Source organism: Pseudomonas sp. M5A4_2d (genome assembly GCF_053345295.1).
Genome location: NZ_JBKEZW010000026.1, coordinates 1 through 6,597, shown reverse-complemented (window position 1 = coordinate 6,597; position 6,597 = coordinate 1). Strand labels below are relative to the sequence as shown.

The following is a 6,597-nucleotide window of genomic DNA, read 5'->3' as shown; positions in this document are numbered from 1 at the left end:
CCTAAAGGTACCAAAAAAAAAGCACCCTGTAAACGCTGAGTTTTCTTGACATATCTGCTCTTACCAGATATACGTCCTAAGGACGTATATCTGGTAAGAGTCGATAGCATTCAAGGAGTCTAGCGTATGTTATTGCTGGAAGAAGCGCTGATGGCATGGGTGCTGGAGGACTATCCGTACTCCGTAATCTCCAAAGAAAAACTGTCAGAGCAAATATTCATTTTTTATATGATGAAAAGCTATAAGAACGAAAGAATTTCACTTATAAGAAAAAAAATTGCTGCCGTTGAAGACTATCAACACTATATAAATAGGGTAGAAAGATCTGGAATACTGACGAATCTAAGTGAAAACAAAAAAACATACCAAATGTATGCAAATGGATATGTCGATAATGTCTATAGGATAAAAGGGAAGGCAGAATATACAGCCTCTGAAGATATTTGCTCAGTATACCCATATGGATACCTTTCAAAAATTAACGCAATGGCCTGGTATGGGTTAACTGATAAAATTCCTAAAGTAGTTAGATTTACAGCTTGTACTCCACAAGAGTGGAAAAAACGTTCATTGTTAGACATAACAATAGATCCTTCGGTAAGTTTTGATCCTGTACATTTCACTCCAAAGTACCCTAAGAGCACTACCGCTTTCGGCCAGGAGCTATTTGTATCGACTGAAACTAATTATGTAGAGCCTATATCTGTAAAAAATAGCCCTTTAAAAGTTTCTACAATAGGTAAAACTTTTATAGATATGCTTAGATCACCTGAAGAATGCGGGGGCATAGATCACGTCTTAGACGTTTATGTCGAAAACGGGAAGAAATACTTAACTCCAATAATAAATGAGCTTAAGAGTAGTGGCGCTAGAAAAATTGATATTGCACGTACTGGATTTGTACTACAAAAATTAGTTGGTATTGACCACCCTCAACTCTCGGAGTGGCAAAAAGAATCCAAAAAAACTAGGGGTAGCTCGAAAATACTTGTTCATGGTGTGCCCTTTTCACCAATCTTCGATGAGGATTGGTCCCTTTCTTTAAATGCGGAGTCAGCACAACAATATGGAAATTGACATCGAACAATGGGTAGCTGAAGCACCACCTGATTACCAGCTGGCTCGGCAGGCAACTCACATAATTTTGCGCGCAATCTCTTCAGATGAGTCTCTTAGGACCAGCATGATCATCAAAGGTGGAACGCTATTAGGTATCCGCTACGGCAGTACACGGTTCACTACTGATATCGATTTCTCTACGGAAAAAAAATTATCCGAGATTGACCTAGATGAATTTGAAGTAACTCTCAATGATGCAATGGATTTAGTCGAGACTGCTTTAAACTACGGTGTTAAATGTAGGTTGCAATCTCACCAAATAAAGCCAAATGCACAAGGTACGTTCCCTACCATAAAAATGAAATTAGGCTATTGCTTAAGAAGTAATGCTGCACACATGAAACGCCTTGAAGATAAAAACTGTCCTTTAGTCATAGTAATCGACTACAGTTTCAATGAAAAATCATACAACGTAGAAATGTTACAACTTGGCGAGGATGATGGTGAAATTCAGGCATATGATATATGTGATCTACTTGCAGAGAAACTACGATCAATTTTGCAGCAAGCAGCACGCAAACGAAATAGAGAGCAGGACGTGTATGACGTCAACTATTTGTTAAGCACAATTCATACGCTCACCGAATCAGAAAAAATAAAAATTCACAGATCATTGATTAATAAAAGCCAAGGAAAAAATATCGATAATCTGTTACACCGTGATGGGATAGATGATCCTGAAATTAAAAAACGTTCAGCTGAAGGTTATCCTGCTTTAAAGGACACTGTCGCGGTTCTTCCTGACTTTGAAGAGTCATACGCAAGGATAACTACCTTCTTTAAGTCTCTGCCTTGGTAGGGGAAAATGTAGTGGCTTGCACCAATGCCGGAGCCACGGATATCCGTTTTTAAAAATCGTCATCTCATGATTTCACGCAGTGAGGAAATTCAACGGAACGCAGCAACAGCAGTGTCAGGCTTTTTGGAGTTGGCTCTAGCAACTCCTCCTAACCCTTACGATGCGTTGCGGTCCTGCATGAGGCTGATTAACGAGCAAGCGTAGCGCGCAGGGCAAAGCCCGCGTCGTGAAGGAGCGAAGCAGCCCTTCTCCTATTTCAAGGTTGTTCGCGGTGCATATAGGGCGCACAGCGACTGGAGCGACGCCTAAATATCCCAGGAAGACGGCTCCCGTCCATTCTCTTAGGTTTCTGTTGCCCCGCTTTAGCGGTTAGGGTCATTAGTAACTGCCATAGGCCAATAATCGAATGGGCCTTTTAAACCTTGTTTTTCTTGTTTTATCCTTGTTTTAGCGACCGTAACTCATTGTTTTAAAAGGCTTTTTCCAGTTTAAGGGGGAGAGATTCCGGGTTTAAGGGGGAGAGATTCCGGGTTTAAGGGGGAGAGATTCCGGGTTTAAGGGGGAGAGATTCCGGCTGTTATCCACAAGCATTAGAGCCTTATTTACCTAATCAGGGAGAGGGTGTTGACTACCTCCCTCTCCCTAAATACATTATCAGGGAGAGATTCCGGGTAGAGATTGGTAAATGGTAGAGAACAAGGTTACTCAGTCAAACAAGCTTATTGAGGCCTCACATACACTGACCCTCAATGAGAAACGCTTGGTTCTCTGCGCTGCGTCGCTGATCGACTCGCGTAAACCGTTACCTAAAGACGGCTATCTGACCGTACGGGCCGACACCTTTGCTGATGTGTTTGGTATTGATGTGAAACACGCCTATGAGGCACTTGAGGATGCAGCAACTAGGCTGTTCAACCGGGACATTCGTCGGTACGTAAAGGGCAAGCTGGTGGAACGTATGCGCTGGGTTTTCCATGTGAAGTATCGGGAAGGCCAAGGCTGTGTCGAGCTGGGATTTTCTCCGACTGTGCTCCCGCATCTGACCATGCTGAACAAAGAGTTCACCAGCTACCAACTCAAGCAGATCGGCAGCCTTTCTAGCTTCTACTCTGTCCGTATCTATGAGCTTATGAGCCAGTTCATCAAACTCAAACAGCGGGAATGTACGCTAGCTCAGCTGCGAGAAATGCTCGACCTAGGGGAAAAGTATCCCAACGTCAAAGATCTGCGTCGCTGGGTCATTGAGCCAGCCCTAGCTGAGCTGAACAAAAACACTGACTTGACCGTTATTGCAGAGCCTCGCCGGCAGGGTCGGAAAATCATTGGTTTCTCGTTTACGATCACCAAAAATGACCAGATGACACTGAAGCTTTAGCGATGTTCATTGCAGCATGATTGTGGCTGAGGCCGGGTTAGCTGTAGGTCAGGTCAGGCATAGCCGGAATCTTTCCCTTTTTAGGCAAAATGTCTTTCCCTGAATTATGCTTTCTTCCCTTTGGCACACTCTGGCACAGCCCTAATCCATGGCATGGCACACCCTCAACGAAACAGTGAAACTAACCGGTAGAAGTCGACGCTCGATCTATCGTGATATGGATAGAGGCCTTGTTTCTTATGGGCTAGACACTACTGGCAATCGCCAATTTGAGACATCTGAATTGATGCGTGCTTACGGTGCCCTAGCTCCCGTGGCACAGCCTGACACAGCTGATGTGACACAGGTTGGCACAGCTCAACCCTGGGACCAGGTATTGGCTGAACTCCAGGCACTTCGCAAGGAAGTCCAGGAGCTGCGCGCCACCGTTCTACTGATCGAGCACAAACCAGCCCCCCCCAAAATTACCAAATTATCAACTCCTGAAAAAAATCAAGAACCCGCCACCTGGGCCAGCCTGTTCAGCGTCCTGGACGAATGATCCAACCGTTTTCGATTCGGAAACTCACCCTTAAAAGGGAAGGATTCCGGCTACATCTCTCTGCGCCTTGTTCGGCCTGCCGTTTACGTCCTCTAAAAGGGGAAGGATTCCGGCTCCTTATCACCAAGACAACCCTCAGCAACGTCAGATTGGAACCTAAGGATTTTTAAAAACCATGCAAAGTGGGGCTAATGGCACGAGCAAACGTGCCTTCTAATGGGTCTCCCTAAATCATTGAGGACGCCTCATTGGCTCATTTCAAAGCGTTTTTGTACGAACCATGGTCAACGTCATCGATCTGCTGCACATGGTGATCAGCCAGGTCAGCTCGGCGCCTGCCTGTCTGATCATCTTCGCCACGCCGCTGTGTGGTTGATAGGAAACCTATTCACGTCAAATGAACGAGGGTTCGTTCATCCCTGTGAGATATCTCACAGCGCAGAGCGCTATCGCTCCCTTTGAGCCGCAGGCGAATGGGCAAGACGTGAAGAGGGCCGGTAGGCCCACTTCACCTATCTTGCCCGCCGCTTCAACCAACTCGAAACGTTGTTCTCCCGTTGCTTGTAGCGTTGTTCGGCAGTCTTTAGCAGTTCACTAACCGTTGTTCTTCAGTTCCAAAACGTTGCTTTGGGCTTTTTTAAGTACGGCTAACGTGGCCGAGCGCCGAATCCGCGCGGTGTCATCCACCTGCAGTGTGACGAAGATGGGCAGCGCCTGGACCATATCCAGGTCGTCTCCCGGTTCGATGAAACGCAGTACGGGTTCTAGGTTTTCCATAGCGGCCCCTCAAGTGTTACTAGCAATGCCACATGTGAGTGATGGTGTGTAATAGACACAAAAGTCCTCACTCCCGCGCAAGATAAAGCCATTTCTCAAGGGATTAATACCGCACAAAGCGGGTAGAGGTGTCTTTTACACACCAGCTACTAACACTTGGGGGGCGCACGACGATTTATTTGTGTTTCAGCGCGATTTTCGCGTCCGCGAAAATGAGCTAGGGGTAGCTCATCCGTGAACGCTATCGCCCAAGCTTGAGCGATAGCGTGCAGAGCCCACCCTAACCAGGCCGGATTATTTGTGTTTCAGCGTGGATTTCTCGCATGCGAGAAATCCCAGTCAGGGCTCTTGGAATTTTTCAAAACCATGCAAAGTGGGGCTAATGACACGCGCAAACGTGCCTTCTAATGGGTATCCCCAAATCATTGAGGATGCCTCGCATGGCTCACTTCAAAGCGTTTTTGTACGACACCCTGGTCAACGTCATGGCCTCCCTGCTGCTCGATCTGCTGCACCTGGTGTTCAACCTGGTGGGATCAACTTCGGTTTGTCAGGCCATCTTTTCACCGGCGCTGTGTGGGCTGACATGACCCCTACAACTCAACCGCAAACGCATTAATGCCCAGGGCTTCGGCAAAACGTCCCACGGCGGTCAAACTGGCCCAGGTGCGCAGCGCCTCACGGCGCGACCGCACGGGCAGCCAGCGCGATCCGGGACCACCCAGGCGAATCGCCAGACCCCATTTATCATCCTGCCGGCTGACCAATACCTCCCTCACCGCGCCAGCCTCCAGCATGGCGCGTAGTGTTTCTTCTTGTAGGCCTTTCCCTACCATTACTCCCCCAGCACCATGCAACCGGACTCAGTACGAGCATTCAGCCATTCACCCAGCGTCACGAACTGATCACCCCAGGGCACTACTTCGGCCAAATCCTCGGGTGTAGCGGGCTTAACGTCTTCCAGAACATGGTTAGCAGTACGGTTAATTTCCTTTGCGAGATTCAGCGCCTCAGATGGACTCTTCGCCGCGTACAGGCTGCCAGAGACCCAGAAGGCTCGAAGGTTATGGAGATGGGCTTGTGACATGGATATTCCTTTTCGAGTCAGTGATTGGATGCGCGTAAAACCACACATGGAATACGTGGTGTACCACACCCCCATCCTTTGGCGTCCAGCGTGTGCAAAAAAGCCCGCCTAGGCGGGCTTTACTGTGGGGATCGATTTAACGAAAACGCCGTTATGCGTAACCCGGCCGGTCACTTTTTCTGCGTCGCCTTGGCGAGCGCTTCAGGCGAGATTTTTGGCGGCTTTGCCTCGGCCTTCTTGCCCAGCACATAGGTCACGCCATTGGCGCCCGGCGCAACAGCCAATAATTTCCAGCCTTCTTGAATAGCGGAATTGGCATTGCCCACGGAATACGCTTCTTTCAGCTCAACCGCTTCATGCAACTGCATACATGCTCCTTGTGATGGCTGCCGTAATGGCCATACGAGCGTAGCGCAATGGCAGCAGGTGGGTTGCTTTGGTGCATGCAAAGCGTGACCGGAAAAAGACCAAAACCAAAACTGTAAACACCATTCGGATTGGCACTGCGCCGATTCAGCCCCCCAAAACCTTGCGTGGGGAACTCACGAATGGAGCATGTTTATGCGTTTTATACCGTTTCTATTTAGGCTTTTTGTTCGACTGTTGATTGAGTGGTTTTTCGACGGAATCCCGTTTGATTGGCCATAGTCGGATCAGAAGCGCACTCAACGTTAGTGCCTGCTGTCCACCATGATTCCTCGCCACAAAAAAGCCCGCCAATCTGCGGGCTTTTTAACCATAATTTTGTTTTGCACCATACAACGGCCGCTATGATAAATCCTAAGGATTTATCATAGCGGCCTAAAGGTACCAAAAAAAAAGCACCCTGTAAACGCTGAGTTTTCTTGACATATCTGCTCTTACCAGATATACGTCCTAAGGACGTATATCTGGTAAGA

10 protein-coding genes are annotated in these 6,597 nt (G+C 47.7%); 5 read left to right on the top strand and 5 right to left on the bottom strand.

Going from position 1 to position 6,597, the window contains the following annotated elements; genetic code table 11:
* The first annotated feature begins 126 nt into the window (after nt 1–126).
* The 4 genes from ACLBW8_RS28560 (at nt 127) to ACLBW8_RS28545 (ending at nt 3,834) form a co-directional block, all read left to right on the top strand.
* On the top strand, nt 127–1,077 hold the full coding sequence (locus tag ACLBW8_RS28560) for a type IV toxin-antitoxin system AbiEi family antitoxin domain-containing protein (RefSeq protein WP_447806917.1): 951 nt from the start codon (nt 127–129) through the stop codon (nt 1,075–1,077).
* On the top strand, nt 1,067–1,918 hold the full coding sequence (locus tag ACLBW8_RS28555; RefSeq protein ID WP_447806916.1) for a nucleotidyl transferase AbiEii/AbiGii toxin family protein: 852 nt from the start codon (nt 1,067–1,069) through the stop codon (nt 1,916–1,918). The genes ACLBW8_RS28560 and ACLBW8_RS28555 overlap by 11 nt, the downstream gene beginning before the upstream one ends.
* Before the next feature lie 685 nt (nt 1,919–2,603).
* Nucleotides 2,604–3,293, top strand: coding sequence for a replication initiation protein (locus ACLBW8_RS28550; RefSeq protein ID WP_447806915.1), 690 nt, complete (start codon nt 2,604–2,606; stop codon nt 3,291–3,293).
* A 148-nt stretch (nt 3,294–3,441) separates the two neighbouring features.
* Nucleotides 3,442–3,834: a hypothetical protein gene (locus tag ACLBW8_RS28545; protein WP_447806914.1), complete on the top strand. Its 393-nt coding sequence runs from the start codon at nt 3,442–3,444 to the stop codon at nt 3,832–3,834.
* A gap of 594 nt (nt 3,835–4,428) precedes the next feature.
* On the opposite strand, the gene ACLBW8_RS28540 is transcribed toward ACLBW8_RS28545, so the two are convergent.
* Nucleotides 4,429–4,611, bottom strand: coding sequence for a hypothetical protein (locus ACLBW8_RS28540; protein ID WP_447806913.1), 183 nt, complete (start codon nt 4,609–4,611; stop codon nt 4,429–4,431).
* A gap of 440 nt (nt 4,612–5,051) precedes the next feature.
* Between ACLBW8_RS28540 and ACLBW8_RS28535 the strand changes: the two genes are divergently transcribed.
* Nucleotides 5,052–5,201, top strand: coding sequence for a hypothetical protein (locus ACLBW8_RS28535; RefSeq protein WP_447806912.1), 150 nt, complete (start codon nt 5,052–5,054; stop codon nt 5,199–5,201).
* A gap of 3 nt (nt 5,202–5,204) precedes the next feature.
* Here ACLBW8_RS28535 and ACLBW8_RS28530 read toward each other — a convergent pair whose 3' ends face one another.
* The 4 genes from ACLBW8_RS28530 to ACLBW8_RS28515 all read right to left on the bottom strand — a co-directional run.
* Entirely contained in the window at nt 5,205–5,447 is a 243-nt protein-coding gene (locus ACLBW8_RS28530; protein WP_447806911.1) for a hypothetical protein, read from the bottom strand.
* Entirely contained in the window at nt 5,447–5,698 is a 252-nt protein-coding gene (locus ACLBW8_RS28525; RefSeq protein ID WP_447806910.1) for a hypothetical protein, read from the bottom strand. The genes ACLBW8_RS28530 and ACLBW8_RS28525 overlap by 1 nt, the downstream gene beginning before the upstream one ends.
* A 170-nt stretch (nt 5,699–5,868) precedes the next feature.
* Nucleotides 5,869–6,066, bottom strand: a complete 198-nt coding sequence (locus ACLBW8_RS28520; RefSeq protein ID WP_447806909.1) for a hypothetical protein — start codon at nt 6,064–6,066, stop codon at nt 5,869–5,871.
* Between the two features lie 215 nt (nt 6,067–6,281).
* Nucleotides 6,282–6,597: hypothetical protein (locus ACLBW8_RS28515; protein WP_447806908.1), on the bottom strand; the 316-nt coding region annotated here is incomplete at its 5' end.